This is a genomic window from Achromobacter sp. ISS7 (assembly GCF_056523125.1).
The window spans coordinates 5,794,747-5,820,633 of the sequence record NZ_JAWRZD010000001.1 but is presented as its reverse complement, the minus strand read 5'-3'; the positions used below and the strand labels follow the sequence as shown (position 1 = coordinate 5,820,633).

At 69.3% G+C, this 25,887-nt stretch carries 28 protein-coding genes; 12 read left to right on the top strand and 16 right to left on the bottom strand.

The window, feature by feature from the left end; all coding sequences use genetic code 11:
- Position 1: 1 nt before the first annotated feature.
- The 3 genes from AC1HFW_RS26360 to dkgB form a co-directional block, all read right to left on the bottom strand.
- Positions 2–1,051 (bottom strand): NADP(H)-dependent aldo-keto reductase, encoded by a 1,050-nt coding sequence (locus AC1HFW_RS26360; protein ID WP_006391120.1) that lies wholly within the window; start codon positions 1,049–1,051, stop codon positions 2–4.
- 112 nt (positions 1,052–1,163) lie between these two features.
- Positions 1,164–2,054: an NAD-dependent epimerase/dehydratase family protein gene (locus AC1HFW_RS26355; protein WP_479285719.1), complete on the bottom strand. Its 891-nt coding sequence runs from the start codon at positions 2,052–2,054 to the stop codon at positions 1,164–1,166.
- A gap of 52 nt (positions 2,055–2,106) precedes the next feature.
- Positions 2,107–2,910 carry a 2,5-didehydrogluconate reductase DkgB gene (gene dkgB / locus AC1HFW_RS26350; RefSeq protein ID WP_479285718.1) on the bottom strand — a complete coding sequence of 268 codons (804 nt, stop codon included), beginning with the start codon at positions 2,908–2,910 and terminating at the stop codon, positions 2,107–2,109.
- Positions 2,911–3,010: 100 nt separating this feature from the next.
- Between dkgB and AC1HFW_RS26345 the strand changes: the two genes are divergently transcribed.
- The 4 genes from AC1HFW_RS26345 (at position 3,011) to AC1HFW_RS26330 (ending at position 5,219) form a co-directional block, all read left to right on the top strand.
- Entirely contained in the window at positions 3,011–3,913 is a 903-nt protein-coding gene (locus tag AC1HFW_RS26345; protein WP_241070572.1) for a LysR substrate-binding domain-containing protein, read from the top strand.
- Positions 3,914–3,988: 75 nt separating this feature from the next.
- Positions 3,989–4,348 (top strand): translation initiation factor Sui1, encoded by a 360-nt coding sequence (locus tag AC1HFW_RS26340; protein WP_035359460.1) that lies wholly within the window; start codon positions 3,989–3,991, stop codon positions 4,346–4,348.
- 5 nt (positions 4,349–4,353) lie between these two features.
- Positions 4,354–4,704 (top strand): DOPA 4,5-dioxygenase family protein, encoded by a 351-nt coding sequence (locus AC1HFW_RS26335; RefSeq protein ID WP_061074489.1) that lies wholly within the window; start codon positions 4,354–4,356, stop codon positions 4,702–4,704.
- Positions 4,705–4,766: 62 nt separating this feature from the next.
- The gene (locus tag AC1HFW_RS26330; protein ID WP_198486895.1) at positions 4,767–5,219 is read left to right on the top strand and encodes a GNAT family N-acetyltransferase; all 453 of its coding nucleotides are present in this window, start codon (positions 4,767–4,769) and stop codon (positions 5,217–5,219) included.
- Between the two features lie 51 nt (positions 5,220–5,270).
- Here the strand turns inward: AC1HFW_RS26330 and AC1HFW_RS26325 are convergent, their stop codons facing one another.
- Positions 5,271–6,161 carry a LysR family transcriptional regulator gene (locus AC1HFW_RS26325; protein ID WP_006391127.1) on the bottom strand — a complete coding sequence of 297 codons (891 nt, stop codon included), beginning with the start codon at positions 6,159–6,161 and terminating at the stop codon, positions 5,271–5,273.
- Positions 6,162–6,329: 168 nt separating this feature from the next.
- Here AC1HFW_RS26325 and AC1HFW_RS26320 point away from each other — a divergent pair, with 168 nt between their 5' ends.
- The gene (locus AC1HFW_RS26320; RefSeq protein WP_061073464.1) at positions 6,330–7,496 is read left to right on the top strand and encodes a mandelate racemase/muconate lactonizing enzyme family protein; all 1,167 of its coding nucleotides are present in this window, start codon (positions 6,330–6,332) and stop codon (positions 7,494–7,496) included.
- Between the two features lie 88 nt (positions 7,497–7,584).
- Here AC1HFW_RS26320 and AC1HFW_RS26315 read toward each other — a convergent pair whose 3' ends face one another.
- Positions 7,585–8,427 (bottom strand): AraC family transcriptional regulator, encoded by an 843-nt coding sequence (locus tag AC1HFW_RS26315; RefSeq protein ID WP_479285716.1) that lies wholly within the window; start codon positions 8,425–8,427, stop codon positions 7,585–7,587.
- 90 nt (positions 8,428–8,517) lie between these two features.
- Between AC1HFW_RS26315 and AC1HFW_RS26310 the strand changes: the two genes are divergently transcribed.
- Positions 8,518–9,720 (top strand): FAD-dependent oxidoreductase, encoded by a 1,203-nt coding sequence (locus tag AC1HFW_RS26310; RefSeq protein ID WP_479285715.1) that lies wholly within the window; start codon positions 8,518–8,520, stop codon positions 9,718–9,720.
- A 49-nt stretch (positions 9,721–9,769) separates the two neighbouring features.
- Here the strand turns inward: AC1HFW_RS26310 and AC1HFW_RS26305 are convergent, their stop codons facing one another.
- From AC1HFW_RS26305 to AC1HFW_RS26290, 4 genes are all read right to left on the bottom strand, one after another.
- A complete protein-coding gene (locus AC1HFW_RS26305; RefSeq protein ID WP_198487510.1) occupies positions 9,770–11,281 on the bottom strand; it encodes a tripartite tricarboxylate transporter permease in 1,512 nt (503 codons plus the stop codon).
- Between the two features lie 15 nt (positions 11,282–11,296).
- The gene (locus tag AC1HFW_RS26300) at positions 11,297–11,725 is read right to left on the bottom strand and encodes a tripartite tricarboxylate transporter TctB family protein (protein ID WP_050813093.1); all 429 of its coding nucleotides are present in this window, start codon (positions 11,723–11,725) and stop codon (positions 11,297–11,299) included.
- 325 nt (positions 11,726–12,050) lie between these two features.
- Complete coding sequence (locus tag AC1HFW_RS26295; RefSeq protein ID WP_479285713.1) at positions 12,051–12,251, bottom strand: hypothetical protein; 201 nt, start codon at positions 12,249–12,251, stop codon at positions 12,051–12,053.
- A 15-nt stretch (positions 12,252–12,266) separates the two neighbouring features.
- A complete protein-coding gene (locus tag AC1HFW_RS26290; RefSeq protein WP_479285712.1) occupies positions 12,267–14,111 on the bottom strand; it encodes a methyl-accepting chemotaxis protein in 1,845 nt (614 codons plus the stop codon).
- Positions 14,112–14,353: 242 nt separating this feature from the next.
- Here AC1HFW_RS26290 and AC1HFW_RS26285 point away from each other — a divergent pair, with 242 nt between their 5' ends.
- The 4 genes from AC1HFW_RS26285 (at position 14,354) to AC1HFW_RS26270 (ending at position 16,795) form a co-directional block, all read left to right on the top strand.
- A complete protein-coding gene (locus tag AC1HFW_RS26285; RefSeq protein WP_479285711.1) occupies positions 14,354–15,409 on the top strand; it encodes a sensor domain-containing diguanylate cyclase in 1,056 nt (351 codons plus the stop codon).
- Positions 15,410–15,480: 71 nt separating this feature from the next.
- Positions 15,481–15,795, top strand: coding sequence for an ArsR/SmtB family transcription factor (locus tag AC1HFW_RS26280; protein WP_006391136.1), 315 nt, complete (start codon positions 15,481–15,483; stop codon positions 15,793–15,795).
- Positions 15,792–16,151, top strand: coding sequence for an SRPBCC family protein (locus AC1HFW_RS26275; protein ID WP_479285709.1), 360 nt, complete (start codon positions 15,792–15,794; stop codon positions 16,149–16,151). The genes AC1HFW_RS26280 and AC1HFW_RS26275 overlap by 4 nt, the downstream gene beginning before the upstream one ends.
- A 38-nt stretch (positions 16,152–16,189) precedes the next feature.
- Positions 16,190–16,795, top strand: a complete 606-nt coding sequence (locus tag AC1HFW_RS26270) for an ATP-dependent Clp protease proteolytic subunit (RefSeq protein WP_035359465.1) — start codon at positions 16,190–16,192, stop codon at positions 16,793–16,795.
- Between the two features lie 48 nt (positions 16,796–16,843).
- On the opposite strand, the gene AC1HFW_RS26265 is transcribed toward AC1HFW_RS26270, so the two are convergent.
- Entirely contained in the window at positions 16,844–18,100 is a 1,257-nt protein-coding gene (locus AC1HFW_RS26265; protein ID WP_006391139.1) for an MFS transporter, read from the bottom strand.
- 129 nt (positions 18,101–18,229) lie between these two features.
- The gene (locus AC1HFW_RS26260) at positions 18,230–19,183 is read right to left on the bottom strand and encodes a helix-turn-helix transcriptional regulator (RefSeq protein WP_479285707.1); all 954 of its coding nucleotides are present in this window, start codon (positions 19,181–19,183) and stop codon (positions 18,230–18,232) included.
- 93 nt (positions 19,184–19,276) lie between these two features.
- On the opposite strand from AC1HFW_RS26260, the gene AC1HFW_RS26255 reads away from it, so the two are divergent.
- Complete coding sequence (locus tag AC1HFW_RS26255) at positions 19,277–20,494, top strand: MFS transporter (RefSeq protein WP_479285706.1); 1,218 nt, start codon at positions 19,277–19,279, stop codon at positions 20,492–20,494.
- Here AC1HFW_RS26255 and AC1HFW_RS26250 read toward each other — a convergent pair.
- From AC1HFW_RS26250 to AC1HFW_RS26240, 3 genes are all read right to left on the bottom strand, one after another.
- Entirely contained in the window at positions 20,454–20,864 is a 411-nt protein-coding gene (locus tag AC1HFW_RS26250; protein WP_479285704.1) for an AsnC family transcriptional regulator, read from the bottom strand. The genes AC1HFW_RS26255 and AC1HFW_RS26250 overlap by 41 nt on opposite strands.
- On the bottom strand, positions 20,861–21,223 hold the full coding sequence (locus AC1HFW_RS26245; protein WP_479285702.1) for a GIY-YIG nuclease family protein: 363 nt from the start codon (positions 21,221–21,223) through the stop codon (positions 20,861–20,863). The genes AC1HFW_RS26250 and AC1HFW_RS26245 overlap by 4 nt, the downstream gene beginning before the upstream one ends.
- A gap of 126 nt (positions 21,224–21,349) precedes the next feature.
- The gene (locus tag AC1HFW_RS26240) at positions 21,350–22,486 is read right to left on the bottom strand and encodes a DJ-1/PfpI family protein (protein ID WP_479285700.1); all 1,137 of its coding nucleotides are present in this window, start codon (positions 22,484–22,486) and stop codon (positions 21,350–21,352) included.
- 140 nt (positions 22,487–22,626) lie between these two features.
- Here AC1HFW_RS26240 and AC1HFW_RS26235 point away from each other — a divergent pair, with 140 nt between their 5' ends.
- On the top strand, positions 22,627–23,610 hold the full coding sequence (locus AC1HFW_RS26235; RefSeq protein ID WP_479285698.1) for a GlxA family transcriptional regulator: 984 nt from the start codon (positions 22,627–22,629) through the stop codon (positions 23,608–23,610).
- Here the strand turns inward: AC1HFW_RS26235 and AC1HFW_RS26230 are convergent.
- Together AC1HFW_RS26230 and AC1HFW_RS26225 are read right to left on the bottom strand one after the other, a co-directional pair.
- Positions 23,600–24,613 carry a Bug family tripartite tricarboxylate transporter substrate binding protein gene (locus AC1HFW_RS26230; RefSeq protein WP_006391142.1) on the bottom strand — a complete coding sequence of 338 codons (1,014 nt, stop codon included), beginning with the start codon at positions 24,611–24,613 and terminating at the stop codon, positions 23,600–23,602. The genes AC1HFW_RS26235 and AC1HFW_RS26230 overlap by 11 nt on opposite strands.
- 137 nt (positions 24,614–24,750) lie before the next feature.
- Positions 24,751–25,686, bottom strand: coding sequence for a 4-hydroxy-tetrahydrodipicolinate synthase family protein (locus tag AC1HFW_RS26225; RefSeq protein ID WP_061073457.1), 936 nt, complete (start codon positions 25,684–25,686; stop codon positions 24,751–24,753).
- Positions 25,687–25,887: the final 201 nt, after the last annotated feature.

The following is a 25,887-nucleotide window of genomic DNA, read 5'->3' as shown; positions in this document are numbered from 1 at the left end:
ATCAGGGCGCCGGGTTGGGATGGCGCACGTGGATCTGGTCGATGGCCTGCAGCACGTCGGACGACAGTTCGACGTCGACGCTGTCGATATTTTCCTTCAATTGCTGCAGGTTGGTGGCGCCGATCAGGTTGCTGGTGACGAACGGGCGCTGATTGACCCAGGCCAGCGCCAGGTGCGTCGGCGAAATGCCGTGCTGGCGCGCCAGTTCGACGTATTCGCGGGTGGCGGCCTCGGCCTGCGGGTTGCTGTAGCGGGTGAAGCGCGTGTACAGCGTCAGGCGCGCATTGGCCGGACGGGCGCCGTCCAGGTACTTGCCGCAAAGCATGCCCATCGCCAGCGGCGAATAGGCCAGCAGGCCCACGCCTTCGTGATGGGTGAATTCCGACAGGCCGATCTCGTAGACGCGGTTGAGCAGGCTGTAGGCGTTCTGGATCGAGGCGATGCGCGGCAGGCCGAGATTGTCGGATGCCTTCAGGAACTGCGACACGCCCCACGGCGTTTCGTTGGACACGCCGACGTGGCGCACCTTGCCGGCGCGCACGAAGTCCTGCAGCACCGACAGGGTTTCCTCGATCGGCACGGTGTGGTCGTCCTTGACCCACGGATACGACAGCTGGCCGAAGGTGGCCGTGGTGCGGTCGGGCCAGTGCAGCTGGTACAGGTCCAGGTAGTCCGTCTGCAGGCGCTTGAGGCTGGCGTCCAGCGCCTCGGTCAGGTTCTTGCGGTCCAGGAAGGTCTTGCCGTCGCGGATGTGGCCGGGGCGCTTGGGATCGCGCACCGGGCCGGCCACCTTGCTGGCCAGCACGATGTCCTGGCGGCGCTTGCTGCGCGCCAGCCAGGTGCCGATGTAGGTTTCGGTCAGGCCCTGGGTTTCCGGCTTGGGCGGCACCGGGTACATTTCGGCCACATCGACCAGGTTGACGCCGCGCTCGAGCGCGTAGTCCAGCTGCTGGTGGGCCTCGGCCTCGGTGTTCTGCTCGCCCCAGGTCATGGTGCCCAGGCCGATCAGGCTGACGTCCAGGTCGGTACGGCCGAGTTTGCGGTATTTCAAGTTCTGCTCCGTGCGGAATCTCTGAAGGGAACGATTACCTTACCGCAACTCTGTTGGCGTTTTGCTGACGACGCCCCGCCGTTGGCCCACCCCGTGGACGCCGGCCCGCCGCTCAGGCGATGGCCTGGCGCACCCAGGCGATGACATCGCCGTGCCCGGGCGCCCAGCCCAGCTCGCGGCGCGCCTTGCCCGCCCGCACCCGGCTGTTGGAACCGAGCGCATAGGCGCCCAGGTCCTTGCCCCAATAGGCCACCGCCTGAACCGGATCCCAGGCCTGGGCCGGCCCCAGGCCCAGCGCCTGGCCGATGGCGCCGACCAGGTCGATGAAGGCGGTTTCGCCGTTCTCGACGAAATAGAAGCTGCCGGCCGGCGCCTTCTCCAGGGCCAACTGGTACAGCGCCGCCACGTCGGCGACGTGCACATTGGACCAGCGGTTCAGGCCACGGCCGACGTGCCGGGCGATGCCGCTTGCGCGGGCCTGCGCCACCAGCGGCGGGATCTGCACGCTTTCGGCGCGCGGCCCCTCGGTCGCACCATAGATCAGGCTGTGGCACAGCACCACGCTGCGCACGCCCGGCGCGCTGGCCAGGATCAGGTCGTTGATGGCGATGCGCGCGGCCTTGCCCGGCACCGGCGCCACCGGCGTGGTTTCGTCGAACACCGCCTCGGACGGCTCGCCCAGCGCGTCGTCGGCGACCAGGCTGCTGCCGCTGGTGTGGATGAACGCCTTGCCGCTGCCGGCAAGCGCCTCCAGCAGGGCCTCGACGGCGCCGCGGTGGTCGCTGTCGGCGGCATTGATGACGGCGTCGGCGGCGCGCGCCTCGGCCGCCAGCAGCGCCGCGTCGTCCAGCGTGCCCAGCACCGGTTCGATGCCGAATCCGCGCAATTCGGCGGCGCGTTCGGGATTGCGGATCAGGCCGCGGACCTCATGGCCCGCCTTGGCCATCGAGGTGGCGACCGCGCCGCCGATGAATCCGCTGGCGCCGGTGATGAATAGCTTCATGGAATGGTTCCTTGTGAAATCAGGTTGGCGCGCGCGGCGCCGGTGGCGCGGCTCAGTCCCAGGCGGCGGCCAGGCCGTCGGGGCTGACTTCGCGGCCGTTGCGTTCCAGCGCGGCGATCTGCGCCATGTCGGCATCGGTCAGGCGCAGGTCGCGGGCCAGCAGGTTGCTCGCCAGGTTCTCGCGCTTGGTCGACGACGGGATCACGGCGAAGCCGCGTTGCAGCGCCCAGGCCAGCGCGACCTGCGCCGGCGTGGCGTTGTGGCGCTGCGCGATCTGGCCGATCACCGGGTCCTTGAGCACCTTGCCGTAGGCCAGCGTCATGTACGAGGTGACCTGGATGCCCTGTTCGTCCAGGAAGTCCACCAGACTGGCATTCTGCAGGTACGGGCTGAGCTCGATCTGGTTGGTGGCGATGGCGTCCTTGCCGACGGCGGCGATGGCTTCGCGGGTCTCGGCGATGGGGAAGTTGGAGATGCCGATCTGGCGCGTCAGGCCCTGCTCGCGGGCATCCATCAGGCCGGCCATCATTTCGGCGATGCCGACGCCGTTGCCGGGCGCGGGCCAGTGGATCAGGGTCAGGTCGACGTAGTCGGTGCGCAGCTTGGCCAGGCTGTCCTTCAGGCTGGGCACGAGCTTGGCGCGGCCGTAGTTCGGCACCCAGATCTTGGTGGTGACGAACAGGTCGCCGCGGGCGACGCCGCTGGCCTCGATGGCCTGGCCCACTTCGGCTTCGTTTTCATAGATCTGGGCGGTGTCGACGGCGCGGTAGCCGACGTCCAGCGCGTTGCGCACGGAATCGATGACGACCTGGCCCTGCAGGCGGAAAGTGCCGACGCCAAAAGACGGGATGCTCATGTAAAACTCCTGGGTAAGGTTGGAATGCACCCAGTGTGCCCGCGCGATCCTTGCGGAATAAGCCCTGTATTGGCGAAAGACTTTTGATATAACGTCAAATATGAAGACGACCCTCGACGAAATGCAGGTCTTTATCGCCATCGTGGACAGCGGCTCGATCACCGCCGCCGCCGATACGCTGCAGCAGACCATCTCCGCCACCAGCCGCACCATGACGCGGCTGGAGGAAAAGCTGCAGACCACGCTGATGCGCCGCACCACCCGGCGGCTGGAGCTGACCGAGGAAGGCCGCGCCTACCTGGAGCAGGCCCGCAAGATCATCGCCGCGGTCGAAGAGACCGAGGAACTGATGCACGCACGCCGCAACCAGCCGGCCGGGCGCCTGCGGGTCGACGCCGCCTCGCCCTTCATGCTGCACGTGATCGTGCCGCTGGTGCCGGGCTACCGCAAGCGCTATCCCAAGGTCGAGCTGGAACTGAACAGCAACGAGGGCAACATCGATCTGCTGGAACGCCGCACCGACCTGGCGCTGCGCATCGGCAGCCTGAAGGACTCGTCGCTGCACGCCGTGCCCATCGGCCGCAGCCGCGTGCGCGTGCTGGCCAGCCCCGGCTACCTGGCGGCGCACGGCACGCCCAAGCGCGTCGCCGACCTGGCCGAGCACAGCCTGCTGGGCTTCTCGCAACTGGAGTCGCTGAACGAATGGCCGCTGGAGGACGCCGACGGCCAGCCGCTGCACATCCAGCCGGCGATCCGCTCGTTCAGCGGCGAGACGCTGCGGCAACTGGCGCTGAACGACGCCGGCATCGCCTGCCTTTCCGACTTCATGACGCGCGCCGACCGCCAGTCCGGCGCCCTGCGCCAGCTGTTCCCGCGCCAGACGCTGGACGTGCGCCAGCCGGTCAACGCGGTCTATTACCGCAACACCGCGATCTCCTCGCGCATCAAGTCGTTCATCGATTACCTGGTCGAAACGCTGGGGCCGCGCGGCTTCGACGAATGAACTCCCACAACGCAAGGGGCGCGGCGGCCGCTCCGGCATAATGGCTGCCTGAACCGCAACATCACGCAATACCCCATGAAAAGCAGCTCCCCAGGCGGACTCGTCTACTCCACCGACGGCGGCCGGATGTGCCCGCAATGCCGGCGCCCGCTCGCCGACTGCCAATGCAAGGCGGCGTCGCGGCCCGTGCCCGCGCCCGGCGGCGTGCGCGTCTCGCGCGAAACCAAGGGCCGCGGCGGCAAGGCCGTGACCGTGGTCAAGGGCCTGCCGCTGGACGACGACGCGCTGGCGACGCTGGGCAAGCAGCTGCGCACCGCCTGCGGCTCGGGCGGCACCGTCAAGGACGGCGTCATCGAGGTGCAGGGCGACCACTGCGACCGCATCCTGGCCGCGCTCGAAAAACTCGGCCATCGCGCCAAGCGCGCGGGAGGTTGACCATCATGATCCTGGACCCCGCCATCGTTGGCAGCTGGCATGCCCACGTCTACTTCAACGCCGACAGCCGCGACGCGGCCTGGACCTTGCGCGAACAGGCGCTGGCCGCCTTCGGCGACAGCATCGAGATGGGCCGCTTCCACGAGCGTCCGGTCGGCCCGCACCCGCAATGGAGCTACCAGCTCGCCTTCGCGCCGGCCGCGCTGCCGCGCGTGGTCACCTGGCTGACGCTCAACCATGGCGCGCTGGACGTGTTCCTGCACCCCAACACCGGCGAGTCGCTGCGCGACCACCGCGACTGCGCGGTGTGGATCGGCCACAGCCACGCGCTGAACCTGGCGGCGCTCGGCGGCTGATCCCCGTGCCGTACCCGGCGCGCCACGCCGGGCGCGCCCGCTTCCGTTTGACCCCACCCGACATGAACCTGCATTACCGCCCAGCCCATCCCGACGACGCCGCCGCCTGCATCGACCTGCGCGGCCGCACCCGCGAAAACGCCTTCTCGGCCGAAGACCTGCGCGCCCTGGGCATCACGCGCGAAAGCTGGAGCGATGGCATCCGCGACGGCGCGCTGCCCGGCGTGGTGGCGCTGGCGGACGGCGAGCTGGCCGGCTACTGCTTCGGCGATCGCGACAGCGGCGAGATCATGGTGCTGGCCCTGCTGCCGGCCTACGAGGGCCGCGGCATCGGCCGCGCATTGCTCGACCAGGTCATGCGGATGCTGCGCGCGCTGGGCCACGAACGCCTGTTCCTGAGTTGCGCGGCCGATCCGGGCGTGCGCTCGCATGGCTTCTACCGGCGCCTGGGCTGGGTGCCCACGGGCGAGATCGATCCGGCCGGCGACGAAGTGCTGGCCTACCGGTTCGGCTAGCGTCGGGCCGCGCATACCGCCGACCGGCGCGTCGCCGCGCCCCGGCCTGGCCTACGCGAAGCGCGCCATCAGGAAGTCGATGAACGCCCGCGTGCGCGCCGACAGGTCGCGCTTGCTGGGGTAATACACGAACAGGTCGGCCGAGGGCAGGATGAACTCGGGCAGCACCACTCGCAGCCGCCCGCTCTCCAGGTACTTGGCCAGGTCCCACTCCGAGCGCACCAGAATGCCGTGGCCGTCCAGCGCCCAGTTCAGCACGATGTCGCCATCGTTGCTGGACAGCGCGCCGTGCACCTTCACGGTCTCCGCGCGGCCGTCGCGCGTGAAGCGCCAGACGCCATAGGCGTCCTCGTTCTGCCGGTGGATGATGCACTGGTGGCTGGCCAGGTCGCCCAGGCTGGCGGGCGTGCCGTGCCGCGCCAGGTAACGCGGCGCCGCGCACAGGAAGCGCCGGTTCGACAGCACGCGCCGGGCGACCAGGCGCTGGTCGGGCAAGGCGCCGAAGCGGATGCCCAGGTCCACGCCGCTTTCCACCAGGTCGATGGGCCGGTCGGTGACATCCAGCTGCACCTCGACCTGCGGATGCTGCGCGGCGAATTCGGACACGATGGGCGCGATCGCCGTGCGGCCGAAGCCGAGCGTCGCGTTGATGCGCAGCAGGCCCTTGGGCACCGAGCCGCTGGACGACACCACCTCTTCCATTTCGCGCACGTCGGCCAGGATGCGCGTGGCGTAGTGCAGATAGGTTTCGCCTTCGGGCGTGAGGCTGATGCTGCGGGTGGTGCGGTTCACCAGCCGCACGCCCAGCCGCGCCTCCAGCTGCGCCAGGCGCTTGGTGGCGGCCGGCGGAGTGAGGTCGAGCTGGCGCGCCACCGTCGACAGGTTGCGATGGCGCGCCAGCAGCACGAAGAACTCCAGGGAAGATGCCAGATCGTTGTTCACCGCCGCAAACGCCTGTTGGGGACTCGCCGCCGGCGGCATGACCCAGGGGGACTAGCCGCCGGCACTTTTAACTTCAAGTTAATAAAATAGTGCCTGATGGCGAATCATAATGCCGTATGGAGCCAATAATCTACGGTTTTCCCATCCCCGCCCCGGCCAGGAGACAACATGAAAATCGTAGAAATCCGCGAGAAGACCGTTCCGATCAGTTCCCCGATCCGCAACGCCTACATCGACTTCAGCAAGATGACGCTGAGCCTGGTGGCGGTGGTGACCGACGTGGTGCGCGACGGCCGACGGGTCATCGGCTACGGCTTCAATTCCAACGGCCGCTACGGCGCGGGCATGCTGATGCGCGAACGCTTCATCCCGCGCGTGCTGGAGGCCGATCCCGCCAGCCTGCTCGACGACAGCGGCGACAACCTCGATCCGCACCGCGTCTGGAACGCGATGTACGTCAACGAGAAGCCCGGCGGCCACGGCGAACGCTCGGTCGCCATCGGCACCATCGACATGGCGGTGTGGGACGCGGTCGCCAAGATCGCCGGCAAGCCGCTGTTCCAGCTGCTGGCCGAGCGCTACGGCAACGGCCGCCCCGACCGCCGCGTGTTCGTCTACGCGGCGGGCGGCTACTACTACCCGGGGCAGGACCTGGGCAAGCTCAAGGACGAGATGCGCGGCTACGTCGACCGCGGCTACACCGTGGTCAAGAAGAAGATCGGCGGCGCCTCGCTGGACGAGGACCTGCGGCGCATCGACGCCATCCTGGGCGTGCTGGGCGACGGCAAGAAACTGGCGGTCGACGCCAACGGCCGCTTCGACCTGGACACCGCGATCCGCTACGCCAAGGCGCTGTCGCAGTACGACCTGTTCTGGTACGAGGAGGCCGGCGATCCGCTCGACTTCGAACTGCAGGCCACGCTGCGCAACTACTACGACAAGCCGATGGCGACGGGCGAGAACCTGTTCTCGATGCAGGACGCGCGCAACCTGATCCGCTACGGCGGCATGCGCCCGGACCGCGACTGGCTGCAATTCGACTGCGCCCTGAGCTATGGCCTGGTGGAATACCTGCGCACGCTCGACATGCTGCGCCAGCACGGCTGGTCGGCCAGCCGCTGCATCCCGCACGGCGGCCACCAGATGTCGCTGAACATCGCCGCCGGCCTGGGCCTGGGCGGCAATGAATCCTATCCGGACCTGTTCCAGCCCTACGGCGGCTTTCCCGATGGCGTGCGGGTCGACAACGGCTACGTCACCCTGCCCGAACTGCCCGGCATCGGCTTCGAGGGCAAGGCCGACCTGATCGCCGAAATGCGCAAGCTGGCGGAGTAAGGCGGGCAGGACCTGTTCACGCCGGCAGGCGCCTCGCGCAGGCCCTGGCGAAAGCCTGCAACGGGGACGCCGCGCGTCCCGGCGCGGATCAGGCGACGGCCGCCTCGCCCTCGCCCTCGCCCAGCGGCGTGCGCAGATAGCGCCCCGGCGTCATGCCGAAGGCGCGCTTGAACATGGCGATGAAATTACCCGGCGTGGCGTAGCCCAGCGCGTCGGCCACCTGCGCCACCGGCTGGCCCGCGCTCAGGCGTTCCAGCGCATGGATCAGGCGCAGTTGCTGGCGCCACTGCGCGAACCCCAAACCGGTCTCGTCGCGGAACAGGCGCTGCGCGGTGCGCGGCGCGAGGCCGGCATGCGCGGCCAGCGCTTGCAGCGGCCGGTTGTCGGCCGGGTCGTCGGCCAGCGCCTGCGCCAGCCGCGCCAGGCGCCGGTCGCGCGGCCACGGCAGGTGCAGGCGTTCGCGCGGCGCGGCCTCGATCTCGTCGAGCAGCACGGCCGCGAAGCGCGCGCGGGCCGGGTCCAGCGCCAGCTTGTCGGGCCAGTCGGCCGCGCGCAGCACCAGGGCACGCAACACCCCGTCCACCCCCAGCACGCAGGGCGCCGCCGGCAAGGCCGCGGCGGCCTGCGGATGCACCAGCGCCACCCAGCCGCTGGCGGCGCCGGCCACGCTGACCCGATGCCGCAGCCCCGGCGGGATCCAGCCCGCGCGTTGCGGCGGCAGCAGCCACGAGCCGGCCTCGGTGCGCACCCGCATCGCGCCGCTGTCCACCCCGAACAGCTGCCCGCGGGCATGCGCGTGCCAGTCGTATTCGCGCGAGCCCAGGCGGAATTCGCTGCCCGGCGCATCGGCGCCATGGAACGCGCACACGGCCGGGCCGTCGAGCAATTCGCTGTAATCGGGCGCGGGGGCTGGTGTCTGGCGGGTTCGCATGATTTGTTGGCGCGACGGCATTACCGGCGCGGGCGCGCTTGCACGCAAGCTGTAGGGGTGCCGGCGACGCCGGCTTGCTTCGAGGACATTATGCAGAATCTCCACGTTTCCATCATCGGCGCCGGCCTGGGCGGCCTGTGCCTGGCGCAGGGGCTGGCGCGCGCCGGCATCGACTTCGACGTCTACGAGCGCGACGCGCGCACCGACAGCCGCGTGCAGGGTTACCGCCTGCGCATCGACGCCACCGGCCAGGCGGCGCTGGCGCACTGCCTGCCGCCGGATCTGTACGCCCTGTTCCAGCAGAGCTGCTCGACCCACGACCGCCCGGGCGCCCTGCTCGACGCGCGGCTGCGGCCGCTGCCGCAACGCGCCTCGGCCACCTGGCGCCTGGAGGATGCCGACACCGCGCCCGACCGCTCGGCCCACCGGCAGACGCTGCGCGAGATCCTGCTGGCCGGCCTGGAGGGTCGCGTGCATTTCGGCCACGGCTGCGCCGGCATGGATGCCGGCGGCCCGCGCCTGGAGGGCATCCGCGCCCGGCCTGGCACGCTGGTGGTGGCCGCCGACGGCGTGCATTCGGCGCTGCGGCGCCAGCACCTGCCGCACGCGGTGCCCGCGGACACCGGCACGGTGACGATCTTCGGCATGGCGCCGGCAGGCAGCCTGGCGCCCGACGGCCTGCCGGCGGACCTGCGCGACGGCGCCGGCGTGGTGTTCGGCGCCGGCTACGCGCTGGTGCTGGACGCCATGCAGCTGGCGGCGCTGCCGGCGCTGGCGCAGCGCCTCGCGCCGGGATGCACGCTGACGGCGGTGCCCGGCTACCAGTACTGGGCCATCATCGGCGAGCGCCGCGCGGTGCTGGGCGCGGATGACGCGGACGCTGCCACCCACGCGAACCGGCAGGACGACACCGCGACGGGCGCGCGCTGGCAACAGGCCGCGCAGCGCCTGCTGGCGCCGGTGCATCCCGCGCTGGCGGCGATGGTGGCCGCCAGCGACCCGCACGGCATCGCGCTCAAGACCGTCTACCAGGCGCCGCCCCTGCCGCAATGGTCGCAAGCCGGCCTGACCTTCCTGGGCGACGCGGTGCATGCGATGAGCCCGGCGGGTGGACTGGGCGCCAACACCGCCCTGGCGGACGCGCAGTCGCTGGCGACGCGGCTGGCGCAGGTGTGCAAAGGCCTGCCGCTGGGGCAGGCCTTGCAAGACTATGAAGCGGATCTGCGCGCTCGCGGCGACCGGGCCGTCCAACAATCGGCCGAGGCCGCCGCCCGCATCACCGGCAGGGGCTAGGGCCTGCCCGCGCGAGAGGCAACGTCGCGCAGGCCCAATCCCGGCCGCGTCAGGGCTCGACCGGCGCCTGTTCCAGCGCCGGCGCCTTGCGCGCCTTGCGCAGGAACGACACCAGCTGCCACACCACCGCCGCGCCGATCAGCGCCAGCAGCGTGCCGCTGATCGGCCGCGTCAGGAACACGCCGAACTCGCCGCGGCTGAGCAGCATGGCGCGGCGGAAGTTCTCTTCCAGCATCGGGCCGAGGATGAAGCCCAGCATCAGCGGCGCCGCTTCCATGCCCAGGCGCAGGAAGAGGTAGCCGATCAGGCCGAAGATCGCCGTGATGTAGATGTCGTCCAGGTTGTTGTTGATGCTGAACGTGCCGATGCAGCAGAAGAACAGGATCGCCGGGAACAGCACCGTGTACGGGATCTTGAACACCGACAGCCAGTAGCGCACCAGCGGCACGTTCAGGATCAGCAGGAAGCAGTTGCCCACCCACATGCTGGCCACCAGGCCCCAGAACAGGTCGGGGTGGGTGGCGATCATGTTGGGACCGGGCTGGATGCCCTTGACGATGAACGCGGCCAGCATCAGCGCCATGACGGCATTTTCGGGGATGCCGATGGCCATCAGCGGGATGAAGCTGGTGCGCGCGGCCGCTTCGTCGGCCGCCGCCTGGCCCGCCACGCCTTCGATGGCGCCGTTGCCGATCTCGTGGCGGTACTTGCTGAAGCGCTTGTCGGCCGCGTAGGCGGCGAACTGCGCGATCGTCGGGCCGCCGCCGGGCAGAATGCCCAGCACCGAACCCACCACGCTGCCGCGCAGCGCGCTGGGGATGATGCGCTTGAACTCGGGCCACGTCGGGATCAGCTTGATCTTGCCGTTGAACGGCGTCAGCGTGTTGCGGTTGTCCAGGTTCTTGACGATCTCGGCGATGCCGAAGCAGCCCAGCGCGATGCTGATGAGGCCGACGCCGTCCTGCAGGAAGGCCAGGTCCATCGTGTAGCGCGCCACGCCGCTGTTGACGTCGGTGCCGATCACGCCCAGCAGGATGCCGATCATGGCCATCGCCAGGCCATTGAGCAGGCTGCCGCTGCTGACGAAGCTGACGCAGAAGAAGCCCAGCAGCATCAGCGCGCAGTAGTCGGCCGGGCCGAACAGCAGGCCGACTTCACCCAGCGCCGGCGCCATCGTCGACAGCACCACGATCGCCACGGTGCCGCCGATGAAGCTCGACACGCCCGCGGTGAACAGGGCCAGGCCGGTCTTGCCCTTCAGGTTCATCTGATACCCGTCGATGCAGGCGACGATACTGCTCGCATGCGGGATCTTCATCGTGATCGCGCTGACGCTATCGCCGTACTGCGCGCCGTAGTAGATGCCGGCGAGCATGATCAGCGCGCCGCCGGTGGGAATGGAATAGGTCAGCGGCAACAGCAGGCTGATGGTCGACAGCGGGCCCAGGCCCGGCAGCAGGCCGACCAGCGTGCCGACCACGCAACCGATCGCGCAGTACATCAGGTTCTGCAGGGTCAGCGCGTGCTCGAAACCGAACGCGAGATTGTTCAACATCTCCATCATGATGGCTCTCCCTCAGAACAGCGGCAGGTTCAGGCCGAGCAGGTTGCGGAAGGCGAATGCCACCGCGATCAGGCCCAGCGAGATCTTGATATTGCGCACCACCGAGTACGAGGTGCCCGCCAGCGTCGAGCAGAACACCAGGAAGACGATGCCCACGATCATGTTGATGAAGCCCGACACCACCGCGAAGCCGCACAGGCTCAGCATGATGATGGCGATGTTCTTGATGCTGTAGCTCAGCGGCACCGGCGGCACGAAGCGCGAACGCACCACCGAGATCACCCCGATCACGCCCAGCAGCGAGCTGACCATCAGCGGAAACAGGCCCGGCCCCGAACGGCTGAATGTCCCCAGTTGATACTTCAACGCCGCCAGCCCGAACAGCAGGGCGAAGGCGATCATGAAGAGCCCCGCGACAAAGTTTCTATTGCCAAAGTACATAAGACGCGCCCTCCCAGGCATTGCGTTTTTTTCGCTTGTTATTGCCACCCGGTTGTTCAAACCGGTCTGGTTCCCCCGCCTGTCTTCCCGCTGAAAATTTCGGTGCTGCGGACGAGGTCGGCAGATAGTAGAGAGCGACACTTCCAATCAGCTTTCGCTTTTTGCGCCGGAACACGCGAATGCGTTATCGCTTTCCCGTAGGTCTGGCGACATCAAGCTGACTGCATCCTGAATTGATGTCAAAATCAAAACGGCCCGCGGCCTCACCCCCCATTCAGCGAGACGAAAGCCGCGTGCGCGGCCGCTTCCGGCAAGGCGGATCGGGTCAGCGAAAGACAGGGAAAGCGTCCGCGAACGGAACGAAGAAAGGCCGGCGGAAAGCATCGATATCCGCCACGGCGAGCGCCGCATCCAGCCACACAAAGGCATCACCCGCGCCGCATTGCGCGACGCCGGCGCGGCCCATCACCCCACGGAATGACGGGCCGCCGCGCGCCCTGGCGCGCGGCGCGTCACGCGCCGCCACGCCGATCGAGCCGGATCAGGCCGGCAGGGCCGCCATGCGCGGTGCGGCGCCGTGCGCATCGCCGCGCAGCTTGAACAGGGCCACGGTGCCGGCCAGCGCGCCGGCCTGGTCGCTCAGCATCGCCGAGGCCGCGGCCGACTGCTCCACCAGCGCCGCGTTCTGTTGCGTGGCCTGGTCCATGTCCGACACGCTGCGGTCGATCTGGCTGATGCCCACGCTCTGTTCGGCCATGGCGCCGTGGATCTCACTGACAAGACGCTGAACACGCGACACGCCTTCGACGATCTCGTGCATGGTCGAGCCGGCCGCCTGGACCCGCTCGGTGCCGCTGCGCACGTTCTGCACCGATGCCTGGATCAGCGTGCGGATCTCCTGCGCCGAGGCCGCGCTGCGTTGCGCCAGCGTGCGCACCTCGCCCGCCACCACGGCGAAGCCGCGGCCCTGTTCGCCGGCGCGCGCGGCCTCGACCGCCGCGTTCAGCGCCAGGATGTTGGTCTGGAAGGCGATGCCGTCGATGACGCTGATGATCTCGGTGATGCGCTCGGACGACTGCGCGATCGCGCCCATGGTGCTGACCGCGTCGGTCACCACCTGGCCGCCGCGCTCGGCCGCCTGGCTGGCTTCGGTCGCCAGGCGCGTGGCATGCTCGGCCGCCTCTTCGGTCTGGCGCACGCTGGAGGTCAGCTCGGTCAGCGCCGACGAGGTCTCCTGCAGCGAGCCGGCCGACACTTCGGTGCGTTGCGACAGGTCGCGGTTGCCCATCTCGATCTCGCGCGTGGCCGAGGTCATCGAGTGCACGCCGTTGCGCACGTCCAGCATGACGTGGCTGATCTTGTCGACGAAGGCGTTGAACGACGACGAGATCTGCGCCACTTCGTCGTGCCCCACCACCGCCAGCCGATGCGTCATGTCGCCGTCGCCCGAGCCGATGGTGTCCATCGCGTCGCGCACCGCCGACAGGCGCTTGAAGGCGCGCGACGTCACCACGCTGGCGAGCAGCACCGCGACCAGCGTCAGCACCACCATCGAGATCAGCGTGGCGTTGAAGACCTGCGACAGGCCGGCGGTGGCCTCGGCCTCGTCCAGCGCGATCACCAGGAACCAGTCGGTGCCGGCGATGGGATGCGCCTTGAGCAGCTTGGGCATGCCGCCCAGGCTCAGCACCAGCGGCGTCGCGCCCTCGAGCGCCATGCCGGCCAGCACGGCCGGCGTCAGGCCGGCGGCCACGTCGGTGGACGGCTTGAGCGCCAGCTTGTCATCGACGTGCGAGATCACCTGGCCGTCGGTGGCCAGCACGAACGCGGTGCTGGAGGGCGTGGGCCGGATCGCCTTGATGACGTCCTTGATGCCGTCCAGCGCCACCGCGCCGCTGATGGCGCCGGTGGTCTGTCCGGCGCGCACGATCGGCGCGGTGAAGGCCACGTAGGGCTTGCCGGTGCCGGAATCGCCATACGGCTTGGTCACGGTCAGCTTGCCGGCGGACACCGCGCTCTTGTACCAGGGGCGCGCGGTGGGGTCGTAGTCGGGCGGCGTCTGCGCGGTCGAGAAGTAGCTCTTGTCCGACCAGCCGATGCTGGTGATGGGAAAGCCGTTGGTCTCGCCCATGAGCTTGGTCAGGCCGCGCGGATCGCCCTTTTCCACCACGGCCGCGGTGGCCGATACCGCCTGGGCCTTGTCGGCCGACCAGCGCTCGATGGCGCTGGCGTTGCCGGCGGCGATGGCGTCCAGGTCCGCGGAGATGGTTGCCATCATGTTGTCGCGCACGATGTGATAAATCGCAATGCCCGAGAGCACCAGCGCGCCGACGACGGTAAAACACGTGATCAACAGGATCCTGTTGCGCAACGAGGTGATTTTCATGCTTGTCTTCTTACTGCAGCTGCCCATGCCGGGGGGCACGGGTATCCAGGTACGCGACGACATAGCGTCCGCGCCACCCTGGCTTACGGCAGTGCAGCATGGGACTTTAGGGGGTGCGACGGCCGGACGCGGAACGCGCGCGGCGCTGCAATCCGGGCAAGGCATAATGGAGGCAAGGCCGCTCCCCGGGCCGAGGATCCGGGGCCGGCGTCGATGCGTCAGTGTTTTTTTGGGAGCTTTCGTTGGACCCGATACTCGCCGAACTGTCGGCGTCTCTGCAGGCGGCCAAATCGGTCGAGCAGTTGACGCGCCCCCTCCTGGATATGCTCGGGGCCGTCACCGGCCTGGAATCCACGTATCTCACCTCGATCGATCCGGACGAGGACCAGCAGCATGTGCGCTACGCGCGCAACATTGGCGCGCTGCAGATTCCGGAAGGCCTGTCGGTGCCGTGGTCGGACACGCTGTGCAAGCGCGCGCTGGAGGAAGGCCGCATGTCCACCAGCGACGTCGGCGCCTGCTGGCCCGACTCCGACGCCGCGCGCCAGCTCGGCATCCAGACCTACGTCAGCACCCCGATCCGCACTGACGACGGCCTGCTGCTGGGCACCCTGTGCGGCGCCAGCGCCAGCCGCCAGAGCATCGCGCCGCAGGCCGAGGAGATCATGCGCCTGTTCTCCAGCGTGATCGCCAACTTCCTCGAACGCGAACAGCTGGTGGCGGAACTGCGCACCGCCAACACCAAGCTGATGGCCTACGCGCTGACCGATCCGCTGACCGGCCTGCCCAACCGGCGCGCGCTGTACGAGGAACTGGACCGCCTGCGCGGCCGCGCCCTGCGCGAAGGCGGCAGCGTGCTGGTCGGCGTGGTCGACCTGGACGGCTTCAAGGGCATCAACGACACCTACGGCCACCAGCTGGGCGACGCCTTCCTGCAGGAAGTCTCGCGGCGCCTGGCGATGGCGCTGCGCGCCTCCGACATGGTCGGGCGATTGGGCGGCGACGAGTTCGTGCTGATCGGCCCGGGCCCCGCGCTGGCGCGCGGCGACGCGGCGCCGGGCCACGAGGCCGAACGCGGCGACGCCGAGGAAGCCGCCCGCTCGCTGGAAGACCGCGCCGCCGCCGCCACCGTCGGCCGCTACCAGCTCGGCGACGTCGCCCTGCCCTACGAGGGCGCCAGCGTCGGCGTGGTGGCCCTCGATCCGCGCGGCCTGGTGGCGGAAGAGGCCGTGCGCCTGGCCGATACCCGGATGTACGAGATCAAGCGCGCCCGCAAGGCGGCGCGCGTCATCCACTGAGACGCGCGCCGGCCCGGCCCGCCGTTCGCGCGGGGCTTGCACAACACATAAGCAACTGCTAATGTGTTGCCATGATCGAAAACGACATCTTCAAGGCCCTGGCCGATCCCACCCGCCGCGCGCTGTTCGACAAGCTGGCGGCGGGCGCCATGAACGCCAGCGCGCTGCGCGAAGGCCTGGACATCAGCCAGCCCGCGGTCTCGCAGCACCTGGCGGTGCTGCGCCAGGCGCGGCTGATCCGCGAGCAGCGCCAGGGTCGCTTCGTGAACTACCAGGTCGACCCGGACGGGCTGGCGCTGCTCGCCGGCTGGCTGTCCAAGTACCGCGCCTGGTGGCCGGCGCGGGTCGACGCCCTGAAGACGCTGCTCAAGGACATGGACCAATGACCCACTCGGACCCCGCCCCGCAGGACACGGCACTGGTGCTCGATTACGAACTGGACGCGCCGCCCGAGAAGGTCTGGCGCGCCCTCAGCATTCCCGCCCTGCGCGAGCAGTGGCTGCCGGGCGGCGCGCTGGCCGACCCCGAGCCGCTGGCCGCCACGCCGGGGGTCGAGGTCCGCTACCGCATGCGCGAGACGCTGCCGCCCTGCCTGGAAAGCGTGGTCACGTTCCAGCTCAGCCCCACGGCCGATGGCGGCACCCGCCTGACCATCATCCACGCCCCCGACGACGCGCGGCTGGCGCGGCCCGCGCCGCAGGCGGCGAACGATGCCTGGCCGGCCTTCAGGCTCGCCGCCTGACGCCGCTTTTTCCTTTGATGCAAGACAGGAGTTCGCGCATGAGCGAAACGATGCAGCTCGTCCCGATGGTGGTGGAACAGTCCGGCCGCGGGGAACGTTCGTTCGATATCTATTCGCGCCTGCTGCGCGAACGCATCATCTTCCTGAGCGGCGAAGTCAATGACGCCGTGTCGGCCCTGGTGTGCGCGCAGCTGCTGTTCCTGGAAGCCGAGAACCCCGGCAAGCCGATCCACCTGTACATCAATTCGCCGGGCGGCGTCATCACCAGCGGGCTGGCCATGTACGACACCATGCAGTTCATCAAGTCGCCGGTGCACACCCTGTGCATGGGCACGGCGCGCTCGATGGGGTCGTTCCTGCTGATGGCCGGCGAGCCCGGCAAGCGCGCGGCGCTGGCCAACGCCAGCCTGCACGTGCACCAGCCGCTGGGCGGATTCCAGGGGCAGGCCTCGGACGTGCTGATCCACGCCGAGGAAATGCAGCGCACCAAGCAGCGCATCATCCGCCTGTATGCCGAGCATTGCGGGCGCAGCTACGACGACGTCGAGCGCAGCCTGGACCGCGACCGCTACATGAGCGCCGAGGAAGCCGTGCAATGGGGCTTGATCGACCACGTCATGGATCCGCGCTCGGCGGGCTTCTGAGGCGCCATGCGCGGTGCGCGCCGTCGGCGTGCCAACGCCGCGCGCCCGCTACGCCTCGGCCAGCGCGCGCTGGTGACGCGCCCGCAGCACGCCATTGGCCACGGCGCCCGCCGCCAGCAGCGCCGCGGTGCCCAGGAACACGGCCGGCATGCCGAAATGCCCGCCGATGAAGCCGCCCAGCAGCGGACCCGCCACCTGGCCCGCGTACTGCGCCGAGATCGACATGCCCAGCACATTGCCGCCGACGCCGTCGGGCACGTTGTGGCGGATCACGCTGGTGACGCACGGCAGCAGCCCGCCCAGCGCCAGGCCCATCAGGAAGCGCAGCGCCACCAGTTGCCAGCCGGCGGTGACGAAGGCCTGCGGAATCAGCAGCAGCGCGGCCACGGCCAGCGCGCCGACGATCACCGTCCAGTGGCCGACGCGATCGGCCAGCCGGCCCAGCCGCGAGGCCGACAGGATCGCGCCCAGCGCCGCCGCCGACATGACCACGCCCGACACCAGCGTGACGCGGGCCGGGTCCTCCACCAATTGGCCCACGTAGACCGTGATGATGGGTTCGATCGACATGGTGGCGAACATCAGCAGCATGCCGGTCGCCAGCATCGCGGCCACCGGCCGCTTGTCGGGGATCTGCGCCCAGCCGCCGCGGCGCTTGCCGTCCTGCCTGGCGGCCTTGGGCGGGCGCGGCATTTCCTTGATGAGGAACACGGTGGCCAGGAACGCCAGGAAGATCACGCCGCCCGCCAGCAGGAACGTGGCGCGGATGCCGATCAGCGGCGGCAGCGCGCCGCCGATCAGCGGACCCACCAGGTTGCCCGCCATGATGCCAGCCGACAGCACGCCCAGCGCCCAGCCCGAGCGCGCCTTGGGCGCCTGCATCGCCACCAGGATGGTCGAGCCCGACGCGTAGCCGCCGGCCAGGCCCACCAGCAGCCGCAGCAGCACCAGCTGCCACACGCTCTGCACCATGCCGGTCAACGACATACAGATCGCCATGCCGAACGAGGCGCGCACCAGCATCAGCTTGCGCCCGTAGCGGTCGCCCAGCCGGCCCCACAGCGGCGCGACCAGCGCCGCGGCGAAGAAGGTGGCGCCATAGGCCACGCCCGACCACTGCACGATGGCCGCATGGCCCTGCACGCCCAGCTCTTCCACGTACAGCGGCAGGAACGGCAGCAGTAGCGTCATCGCCACGATGGTGCTGAACGAGCCGGCGAAACAGACGGCCAGGTTGCGGCGCCAGTGGATGTTCTCGGCCGGCGCGGCGGTATCGGCGCGTTCCGGGGAAGTGGGCGAAGTCATGGGGGAAAGCCTTGTCGCTGTCGGACGGGAGTCGCGGAACCGGGATTGTTGCCAGCCTCGCCCCCCGCAGCAAGGCCAGCCGCGATACCGGTATTACCGCTACCCCCCAGGCGCGCGGCGCCTGCGCGGCTACTGCGCGGCGCCGCGCAGCCAGGCCGTGGGCGTGGCGCCGCGATGCGCCTTGAAGGCCTTGATGAAATGGCTGAGGCTGGAAAAGCCGATGCTGTAGGCGGTCTCGGTGACCGAGCAGCCGCGCCGCAACAGGCGCGCGGCCGCGTCCATCCTGGCATGCAGCAGGCAGCCATGCACCGATTGCCCGTAGAGCGACATGAAGCCGGCCTGCAGCCGCTTTTCGCTCAGGCCGACGGCCTGCGCCAGCTGGCGCACGCTGCCGCAATCGGCGTAGTCGCGCTGAATGCGGCGGTGGGCTTCGGCCAGCCGCTTGCGATCCGCCGGCGGCGGCAGGTCGGCCGCGCCGCGGCCCGCCAGATGCGCCAGGGTCAGCGCCAGCGCCTCCTGGGCCTTGCCTTGCAGATACAGCGCGGCGATCTCGCCGCGATCCTGGTTCCAGGCCAGGATCTCGCTGGCCACGCGCGCCAGGCCAGGCCACAGCGGCAGCATCGCCAGTTGCGCATCGCGCGCCGGCACGCTGCCATCGGCCGCGAAGGCGGCGGACGGCACCTGCCGCAAGGTGCGCCACCACAAGGCGCGCACGGCGTCGCTGGAAAACCGGATGTCGACCGCGCGGATGGCGCGCCGGCCCTTGAACTCATCCCAGCCGGGCACCGGCTCGGCGGTGCCGTGCAGGATGACGCTGCCCGGCTGCACGCGCAGGGCGGCGCCGCCCTCGAAGCCCAGGCCGAACTGCCCGTCGAGCACGATCGCCACGCCGACGCTGGATTCGGCCGCGCCGCTGGCGGCCCAATCGGACTGCGGCCGGCCGTCGAGGCAGCCGATCGAGATGCCGCCCGGCAGTTCATGCTGGGTGCGGATCTCGAGCCAGTCGGGCGGCAGCAGGCGCAGCAGGTCCTGCGCGGTGAGCGGCGCGGCGCGATCCGGAGCGAGTCGAGGCTGAGAGGCCATTTTTTTCCAATTCCGCGATTTCCGGCGCGGATTCGCTAGCGCGGCCGCCGCCTGGCCTGGATGATAACAATTTTCATCCGCATCCAGCCTTTCATGCCGCAATTGCCAGACACCCCTCGCCGCCCGAACGAAGCCGCCGCCCTGTTCGTCTTCAACACCCTGTGCCTGACCGCCATCATGGCCTTCATGCCCGTCATCGGCCCGGTGGTGCGCGGCCTGCGGCTGGCCGAATGGCATGGCGGGCTGGTCGTCACCGTGGCCGGCGTGCTGTGGATGCTGATGGCGCGCTACTGGGGCGGCCGCAGCGATCGCGTCGGCCGCCGCCGCGTGCTGCTGCGCGCCGCCGCGGGCTACATCGTCAGCTACCTGCTGCTGGCGGTGGGCCTGGACCTGATGCTGCGCGAGCCGCCGCCGGTGTGGCTGGCGCTGCTGGCGTTGATGGCGCTGCGCGCGCTGATCGGCGCCTTCTACGCCGCCATGCCCACCGTCAGCGCGGCCCGCATCGCCGACATCACTCCGCCGGCGCAACGCGGCGCGATGATGGCCAAGCTCGGCGCGGCCAACGGCCTGGGCATGGTGCTGGGGCCCGCCATCGGCGGCCTGCTGGTCAAGGACAGCCTGACGCTGCCGCTCTACATCGCCGCCGTGCTGCCCCTGCTGGGCACGCTGTGGCTGGCCGCGAAGCTGCCGTCCGACGCCGCGCACGAACCGCGCGCCACGCCGCCGCTGAAACTGAGCGACCGGCGGCTGCGGCTGCCACTGGCCGCCATGCTGCTGGCCATGAGCGCCGTCATTACCGCGCAGATGATCGTCGGCTTCTACGCCATGGACGCGCTGCGCCAGGAACCCGGCCCCGCGGCGCGGACCGCCGGTTGGGCCATGACCACCGTCGGCATCATGCTTATCCTGGTGCAGGTGGGGCTGGCCAAGGCGCGCCGCATGAACGCGGCACGCTGCCTGGCGGGCGGCGCGCTGTTGGCCGGCGTCGGCTTCCTGCTGGTGCCGGTGCTGAGCGGCGCCGCCGGCCTGGTGGCGTGCTACGCGGTCATGGCCGCCGGCATGGGACTGGTGTTCCCGTCGATCCAGACCCTGGCCGCCAACGCCGTCACGGCCGACGAGCAAGGCATCGCCGCCGGCTCGGTGATCGCGGTGCAGGGCATGGCGATGGTGGTGGCGCCGCTGGTGTGCACGCTGCTGTATGGCGTGCAGCCGTGGATGCCGTACGTGGTCGCGGCCAGCCTGTTGCTGCTGGTGGCGCTGGCCGCGGCGGTCAAGCCGCGCCAGCCGTTGCCGGACCCGACGGCGCCGTGAGCGGCGCGGCCTGCGCCGCCGGGGCGCGGGTCCAGCGATCCGCGACGTCCTCGTCCGCCACCCGCAGCAGGCGCAAGCCGGCAGGCCGCAACGCGACGCGATAGCCGGCGGCGGCGCCCGCCCCGCTCACCAGCCCGGTCTTTTCCAGCGGCCGCAGGCGCCGCAGCATCGCCGAACGCGAAGCGCCCAGGGCGGCGGCCAGCGCCGCCAGCGCCACCGGTTGGCCCCCCGCCCGCGCCAGCCGGTGCAACAGCGCGAAGTCGTCGAAGTCGATGCCGTGGTGCGTGGCCAGCACGTCGTCGAGCTGGCACCGCAAGCCGGTGTAGTCGCCATGCCAGGCCAGGCAGGCCTCAATAGCGCTGCCGGTCATGGCGCGGCTCCCGCCGGCTCGTAGCCCGCCTCGCCCTGGCAGGGGATGTCCTGGCGCCACAACGCCACCAGGTCCTCCAGTTCCCGCGCCGCGTCGAACGCCGGATCGGCGCGCGGCTTGACCCGGTCCAGCACCTCGAACACGAAACTGTCTTCGCCATGCGCGAGCCAATCGCGGCGCAATAGCGCATTGCGATGGGTGCCCTGGCGCAACTCGAAGCGGTGCCGGTTGAGCGCGCCATCGGCGTTGGCGCTGCCGGCCACCAGCGCGCGCCCGCTGATCCGGTTGCGGATCGCGTAGACGCCGGCCAGGGTCTTGGTATCCAGGTACTGCCGTTTGAGGAGGTGTCGGTCTGTCATGTCCAGGGCTCATCCGCATGGAACACCCGCCGGGGATCCGCGAGTCAGGTGGATAATTTTATCCGGGTAAATAAAAATAGACAATACTACCCGGATAAATATTTCATCCCTGGCCGGCAATCGCCTTCAAGGCGGGTCCATGGGATATTCCAATTGCAACGCCACGAAGCGGGCGGTGGCAGACCCATAACGAACCGCCATTTCATGCAGGATGGCGTCCAACACCGGAGTTTCCCCCCGCGCCGTCAGGGCGCCCAAAGGCAGCGGCAAGGACAACCCGGCCGGCGGAATCGGCTCGGGCAGATAAGCCAGGCCACTGGCCAATCTGACGGGTTGCGGCCTCGGCGCGGCCGCAACCAGCGACGTCCGATAGCTGCGGGCGTAGGCGTCGGCGAGCAGCGCCAGCCGCAGGTCATCCATGCCGGGCGCCAGCTCGACCCGCAGCGTCTCATGCCGCCAGAAGGCGGCGATATTGCTCGCCGCCGTGTAAAGATGCCGCGGCCCCAGATGAAAGTCCTTGCCCGGATGCGCGTCGCCCCAATCCGCCAGGCCCAGCTGGCGCGCCAACGCCTGCGCGCGCGGCCGGCCGGCCAGCGTCTCCACCAGCGCCAGCGACACGGGAATCGAGGCGCTGACGCCGGTTGTCGTCACCACGTTGCGATCCGCGACATAGCGACGGTCCTGGCGCCACCGCACCGACGCGAAATCGCGCGCCAGCGCCGCCCGTGAATACCAATGCGAGACCGCCTCGTGGCCATCCAGCAGGCCGGCCCGGGCCAATACCCACACCCCATCGCAAATGCCGATGACGACGGCGCCCTTGGCGACCTGCGCGCGCACCCAGGCCAGCAAGCGCGGATCGGCATCCTCGTGCACCGCGGGCACGATCACGTAGTCGGCGCCGTCCGGATGACGCGCGTCGAACGTGGCGACGTCGGCGTCCGGCTGCGCCCGCAAGGCGGGGAAGAAGCGCACCGGCCCGGGATCCAGCCCCAACGCCCAGACCTCGGCAACGCCCGAGCGCTTGAGCACCGCATAGGGCACCACGAAGTCGGTCAACTCGGTATTGGCGTTGTGCGCCAGCACCACGATCCGCGGCAGGCGCCCCGCGGCAGACGACCGCGGCGCGGGCAGCGGCGCGGCCTGCGATCCCGACGGCGGTGCCGGCACCCCACCGGGATCGCGCCATACCAGCGCAGCCGCCACGACGGCCGCCGCCAGCAATGCCGCCACCAGCCCCACCCCTACCCGCCTGTCCACCATGACACCCCTGTTCCACGACGAGGCCAAGCCTCAACCCCGACAGCCTAGGGGCACATCGCGCGTGGCAGCAATGACAAAACCCTGCCGTTTTCTGCCACATGATCGCGCTAAGATTCCACCAGGCCCACTCCCCATTTCCCATGCCACGACCGTCTCCCGCCCGCGCGCCGCGCCGGGTCGCCATCGTTGTCTATCCGACCGTGCAGCATCTCGACGTGGCCGGTCCCGCCGATGTCTTTTCCATGGCCAGCGCGCTGGGCGTGGATACGCCCTACCAGATCGCCGTGCTGTCGAGCGCGGGCGGGCCGGTCAGGCTGTCCAACGGCGTGGTGCTGCAGACCGAAGCGGCCGGCAGCGTCGATCCCGCCACGCTCGATACGGTGATCGTGGCCGGCGGCGAACGCGAGGGCCTGCTGCAGGCCGCCGCGGACGACGTCCTGCAGGCGTGGATCATGCAGGCCGGCACACGGGCGCGGCGCCTGGCCTCCGTCTGCACCGGCGCGTTCCTGCTGGCCCATTGGGGCATGCTGGCGGGCCGGCGCGTGGCGACGCATTGGGCCTCGGCGCAGTTGCTGGCGCGATACTTCAACGGATTGCAGGTGGAGCCGGATGCGCTCTATGTGCAGGATGGACGCTGCTGGACCTCGGGCGGCATCACCGCCGGCATCGACATGTGCCTGGCCATGGTCGAACAGGATTCGAGCCGCTGGCTCGCGGCGCGGGTGGCGCGGCAACTCAACCTGGCCTTGCGCCGCCCGGGCAATCAGGCGCAATACTCGCTGATCCTCGAGGGGCAGGCGGGCGCCTATGGCGAACTGGTCGATTGGTTGCGCGGCCACCTGGCCGAAGCCATCGATGTCGAACGCATGGCGTCCATGGCCGGCCAGACCCCCCGCACCTTCCATCGCGGCTTCACGCGTGACACCGGATACACCCCGCGGGCCTTTCTGGAAGCGCTGCGACTCGAAACGGTGCGCACCGGACTGGAAGCCGGCCAACCGCTCAAGCTCCTGGCGCGGTCCGCCGGCTTCGGTTCGGAAAGCCGGCTGGCCAAGGCGTTCCAGCGCCGCTTCGGCCTGAGCCCCACGCAATACCGCGCCGGCGCGCGCCCGCTTACTCCGTGATCTTGATATTGGCCTGGTCGATGATGACCTGGTAGCGCTTCATCTCGGCGTCGATGAACTTGGCGAAGGCCGCCGAATTCTTGACCGAGGGTTCGAAGCCCAGGCCGTTCAACTGCTCGACGATCTTGGGATTGGCCATCACCTTGGCCGACACGCCTTCCAGCTTGCGCAGCACCGGTTCCGGCAGGTTGGCCGGGCCCCATACGCCGTACCAGGAATAGAACTCGAAGTTCTTCTGCCCCTGTTCCTTCATGGTGGCCAGGTCGGGCAGCAGCGGGCTGCGCTCGGCGCCCGTCACCGCCAGCGCCTTGAGCTTGCCGGCGCGCACCATCGGCAGCGACGACAACATCGGATCGATCAGGCCCTGCACCTGCCCGCCGACCAGGTCGGACAGCGCCGGGCCGCCACCGCGGTAGAGCACGATGGGGATCTGGTCCAGGCCGTTGTCATGCAGGAACGAGGCGGCGGCCAGGTGGCCCGCCGAGCCGAAGCCGCTGGTGGCGAACGAGTACTTCTGCGGCTCGGCCTTGAGCACCTTCACGAATTCGCCCACGTTGTTGGCCGGCACCTTGGGGTAGACGCTGAAGATCAGCGCGCCCTGCGCCAATTCGCTGATCGGGGTGAAGTCCTTGACCGAGTCGAACTTGATGGTCTTCTTGTACAGCAGCGGGTTGATGGCGTGGATGGACGCGTTCAGGTACAGCGTGTAGCCGTCCGGCGCGGCCCGCGCCACGTAGGCGGCGCCGATCATGCCCGAAGCGCCGGCGCGGTTTTCCACCACCACCGACTGGCCCAGTTCCTTGCTCAGTTGCTCGGCATACAGGCGTGCCACGCCGTCGACCGAGCCGCCCGGCGGATGCGGCACCACTAGCGTGATCGGGCGTTGCGGATAGCCGGCGGTATCGGCGGCCAGCGCGCTGGCGCCGCAGGTGACGCCCACGACCGCCAGGGCGGTGGCGAGCAACCGGGTGAACGGCGCGGGACGGGATGGCGAACGGAACATGATGAGTCTCTCTTGGCGAGGGCGCGTCCATTCCGGACGCGCAGGGGCCGACCACGCCACCGGCCGCGACGCTCGCGGCCACCATGTCGTGGATCGTCAAAATGAATCCGGCGGCTATAGCCGCCGGAACAGGGGAATCAGGCCGCCTTGAGCTGCGCGGAGCTGAAGCCGTACTTGGTGTCCAGCCCCAGTTCGCGCACGATGCGCAGGCCCTTGGCCAGCGCGTCGCCCTCGAGGCCGCGCAGCGGACGGCGCAGGTCGCCGACCGGCAGGCCCACCGCCTTCATCAGCGACTTGATGGCGACCGGGTTGATGGCCGAGTACGAGTAGTGCAGCATCGGCAGCAGGCCCAGGTAGCCTTCGCGGAAGCTGACCGACACGTCCGGCGTGTCCCACGGACGCGAGATGTCGGCCATCTCGGCGGGCGCGATGTTGCCGGTCATGTTGGCGGTGCCGTGGCCGCCCAGGCTCATGGTGGGCACCACCAGGCCCAGGTTGGGCGAGTCGCAGCACATCACCGACACGTCGGGACGGCCGCGCAGCACTTGCGCCACCTGGCCGACGCGGGTGGTCGATTCCTTGTGCACCACGTAGTTGGGGTGCTTGAAGATGCGCAGCAGCTGGTCCCAGTGCAGGTCGCTCTTGACCCGCGGCGGGTTGTTGTAGATGCCCAGGGGCAGGTCGGTGGCGTCGGCCACTTCGAGGAAATAGGCTTCGGTGTCGGCTTCGGACGCGCAGATGTAGGCGGGCGCGGCCAGGATCGCGCCATCGGCGCCGTTGGCGCGCGCGAACTTCAGGTAGTCGATGGTGCTGTCGGTGTTGTTGCCGGTGCAGCCGTAGAACAGCTTCATCTTGCCGGTCTTCATCTTGGCCGTCTCGACGATCACCTGGCGGCGCTCTTCGGGCGACAGCAGCGAGACCTCACCCGTGGATCCCATGATCAGCACAGCGGCGGTGCCGTTGTCTTCCTGGAACTTCAACAGACTGCGGAAGGCGCTGAAATCGACGCTGCCGTCACGATTGAACGGCGTGACGATGGCGACGAAGGACCCCTGGATTTTCATTTTGCTCATGACCTGCTCCACATGCGGAAGGACTGCTCAATCAAAAAAAGCCAGGCTGGCGCGCGGTCGTTGGCGCCTGCACCTGACCATTCCCCTTGCTGCTTTCGCAGTATAGGAAGAGCGGCCCCGAAAATTTTTCTATTTTCCACACTTTAGCGGGGCCTGAAAGACAAAGAATTTCTAAGGCAATGCCGTTAAGTTATTAAGATT

What these genes read in the sequence shown, in the direction of transcription:
- AC1HFW_RS26355 (WP_479285719.1), bottom strand. Translation starts at nt 2,054, where the DNA reads ATGAAGCTATTCATCACCGGCGCCAGCGGATTCATCGGCGGCGCGGTC.
- dkgB (WP_479285718.1), bottom strand. Translation starts at nt 2,910, where the DNA reads ATGAGCATCCCGTCTTTTGGCGTCGGCACTTTCCGCCTGCAGGGCCAG.
- AC1HFW_RS26345 (WP_241070572.1), top strand. Translation starts at nt 3,011, where the DNA reads ATGAAGACGACCCTCGACGAAATGCAGGTCTTTATCGCCATCGTGGAC.
- AC1HFW_RS26340 (WP_035359460.1), top strand. Translation starts at nt 3,989, where the DNA reads ATGAAAAGCAGCTCCCCAGGCGGACTCGTCTACTCCACCGACGGCGGC.
- AC1HFW_RS26335 (WP_061074489.1), top strand. Translation starts at nt 4,354, where the DNA reads ATGATCCTGGACCCCGCCATCGTTGGCAGCTGGCATGCCCACGTCTAC.
- AC1HFW_RS26330 (WP_198486895.1), top strand. Translation starts at nt 4,767, where the DNA reads ATGAACCTGCATTACCGCCCAGCCCATCCCGACGACGCCGCCGCCTGC.
- AC1HFW_RS26320 (WP_061073464.1), top strand. Translation starts at nt 6,330, where the DNA reads ATGAAAATCGTAGAAATCCGCGAGAAGACCGTTCCGATCAGTTCCCCG.
- AC1HFW_RS26315 (WP_479285716.1), bottom strand. Translation starts at nt 8,427, where the DNA reads ATGCGAACCCGCCAGACACCAGCCCCCGCGCCCGATTACAGCGAATTG.
- AC1HFW_RS26310 (WP_479285715.1), top strand. Translation starts at nt 8,518, where the DNA reads ATGCAGAATCTCCACGTTTCCATCATCGGCGCCGGCCTGGGCGGCCTG.
- AC1HFW_RS26305 (WP_198487510.1), bottom strand. Translation starts at nt 11,281, where the DNA reads ATGGAGATGTTGAACAATCTCGCGTTCGGTTTCGAGCACGCGCTGACC.
- AC1HFW_RS26300 (WP_050813093.1), bottom strand. Translation starts at nt 11,725, where the DNA reads ATGTACTTTGGCAATAGAAACTTTGTCGCGGGGCTCTTCATGATCGCC.
- AC1HFW_RS26290 (WP_479285712.1), bottom strand. Translation starts at nt 14,111, where the DNA reads ATGAAAATCACCTCGTTGCGCAACAGGATCCTGTTGATCACGTGTTTT.
- AC1HFW_RS26280 (WP_006391136.1), top strand. Translation starts at nt 15,481, where the DNA reads ATGATCGAAAACGACATCTTCAAGGCCCTGGCCGATCCCACCCGCCGC.
- AC1HFW_RS26275 (WP_479285709.1), top strand. Translation starts at nt 15,792, where the DNA reads ATGACCCACTCGGACCCCGCCCCGCAGGACACGGCACTGGTGCTCGAT.
- AC1HFW_RS26270 (WP_035359465.1), top strand. Translation starts at nt 16,190, where the DNA reads ATGAGCGAAACGATGCAGCTCGTCCCGATGGTGGTGGAACAGTCCGGC.
- AC1HFW_RS26265 (WP_006391139.1), bottom strand. Translation starts at nt 18,100, where the DNA reads ATGACTTCGCCCACTTCCCCGGAACGCGCCGATACCGCCGCGCCGGCC.
- AC1HFW_RS26260 (WP_479285707.1), bottom strand. Translation starts at nt 19,183, where the DNA reads ATGGCCTCTCAGCCTCGACTCGCTCCGGATCGCGCCGCGCCGCTCACC.
- AC1HFW_RS26255 (WP_479285706.1), top strand. Translation starts at nt 19,277, where the DNA reads ATGCCGCAATTGCCAGACACCCCTCGCCGCCCGAACGAAGCCGCCGCC.
- AC1HFW_RS26250 (WP_479285704.1), bottom strand. Translation starts at nt 20,864, where the DNA reads ATGACCGGCAGCGCTATTGAGGCCTGCCTGGCCTGGCATGGCGACTAC.
- AC1HFW_RS26245 (WP_479285702.1), bottom strand. Translation starts at nt 21,223, where the DNA reads ATGACAGACCGACACCTCCTCAAACGGCAGTACCTGGATACCAAGACC.
- AC1HFW_RS26240 (WP_479285700.1), bottom strand. Translation starts at nt 22,486, where the DNA reads ATGGTGGACAGGCGGGTAGGGGTGGGGCTGGTGGCGGCATTGCTGGCG.
- AC1HFW_RS26235 (WP_479285698.1), top strand. Translation starts at nt 22,627, where the DNA reads ATGCCACGACCGTCTCCCGCCCGCGCGCCGCGCCGGGTCGCCATCGTT.
- AC1HFW_RS26230 (WP_006391142.1), bottom strand. Translation starts at nt 24,613, where the DNA reads ATGTTCCGTTCGCCATCCCGTCCCGCGCCGTTCACCCGGTTGCTCGCC.
- AC1HFW_RS26225 (WP_061073457.1), bottom strand. Translation starts at nt 25,686, where the DNA reads ATGAGCAAAATGAAAATCCAGGGGTCCTTCGTCGCCATCGTCACGCCG.